General features: G+C 41.8%; 2 protein-coding genes. Both read right to left on the reverse strand.

The genetic code is table 11. The features are described from left to right. The coding region (locus A3763_RS18830; protein ID WP_156495177.1) for a hypothetical protein at positions 1-731 on the reverse strand (731 nt) is incomplete at its 3' end. 257 nt (positions 732-988) lie between these two features. Beyond that, a partial coding sequence (locus A3763_RS18835; protein ID WP_156495178.1) for a DNA recombination protein RmuC occupies positions 989-1,797 on the reverse strand: 809 nt, incomplete at its 5' end.

Genomic DNA, 1,797 nt, shown 5'->3' on the forward strand with positions numbered 1-1,797 from the left:
AACATAGCGTGTACAACTTTATCAGACATAACCTTATCACTAGGGTCCGAACTGTCACTTTCAGGCCCAACCGTAATAATACTATCGTCTTCTACAAGCTCCTCAATAGAGGCCATTTCAGTTAACACAGGTAAGTTATCTGGTTCCGCTACGCCCTCATCAAGAATGACTGGCGTGATTTTGGTCTGTGATTCAACAACAATCACCTCATCACTCTCACTCTCGGGCACTAGCTGGTCAAGCCCTTTCGACGATGCAAGTGATTGAACGGTAGGCAGATCTTCAGGTTCAAGCGTCTCTTTAGCTGACGACACTTCTTGCTCAATTGGACGCTTATACGCCTGAATATCAACCTGGGCAGGCTCTGAAAAGAACTCACCAATATAATCATTCAAGATCTGACCGTTAGAATTTGCTTCTTGGGAGCTTAAGGGAGCATCGTCATCATTCTTATCTGAGGCGCTTGCTGAACAATGATCTACAATCTCAGTGCCTGCAGAGCTCATGTCCTGCTCAGCGACCAATAACTGAGGTTTCGGGGAAGCCCCCTGACTTGAAGAGGATATATTGATTCGCACACTCATTCTGCGCGCAGAAGTCTCGACCTGAGACAGTTCGCTCTGAGCTCGTTCCATGCGAGTAGAATTCAGATAACAGCGATAAACCTGAACAATCAAAACCCCCACTAAAATGAGGGTAGTCGCCTCAAACAAGTGGATAAGTGAATTCATGAACATCATCTTCCCTTTCTATAAGGTCTAGAAAGCCCGACAATCAAGTTGCTAGCGTTAGATCATCAAGCTCACGAGTACAAGTCTTATTTTTATATAGCTAATAGTTACTACCGATGACTAAAATATATCCAAATGCACTTTATCAAAAACTAGACAATAGGTCATGGGTGAAAACCGAACTTTTTTCACTTACATGTAAAAAAATTGATCTAAAGCAGATTACTTATTAAACAAACTTCATCTATTTCAGGTTTTTATTTGCTACCTTCAGGCAAACCATCTAACAGAACACGATCCAGGCGCTCTAGTTCGACATCCTTATTTAAAGGTTCCAATTGAGGCATACGCTTATTCGCTTCAATTGACATTTCTTGAAATCGTTCCACTTTCCCATGAAGGCCTTGTTGTCCGACAAGCGATATAAGTACGTTATTATAGTGATTATTCGAGCTAAGCAAGCTGCCACCCAGTTTCTGCAGCCTCTCTGCCACAACACACACATGGTTGTATATCTCACCCGCTTTTTCACTTAAGGCCAATGCATCATTTTGGCTGTTCTGAAGACGCCAGATATTTGAAACGGTTTTTAGTATCGGTAAAAGCGTTGTATGGGAAACTAGAATAATATTTTCGCGATAAGCTTCTTCATAAAGCTCAGGACTATGCTTAAGCCCTTCTATATATGCGGCCTCCAATGGCAAGAACATCAAGACAAAACTTGGGCAGTTAATTCCTTTAAGACGACTGTAGTTTTTCTCTGATAGCTCTTTAACATGCACTCTCAATGCTTGAATATAATTATTCATCGCTAATTCGCGTTGAGCTTCTGTTTCAGCCGAAATAGCAGATTCATACGCCACCAATGAGGCCTTACTATCGATAATCAAATGCTGATTGTCTGGCAGGTCTATTAAAAAATCTAAAAAATACGCTCGCCCTTTGTCATCTTTAAGGTGAACCTGCGTCCGATAATGCTGATCTTTTACTAATCCGGCGACCTGTAAACTTCTTTCTAGTTGCACCTCGCCCCAATTACCCAAGGTTTTCTTATCGCCTTTGAGTG

The sequence above is a fragment of the Oleiphilus sp. HI0128 genome (genome assembly GCF_001635365.1).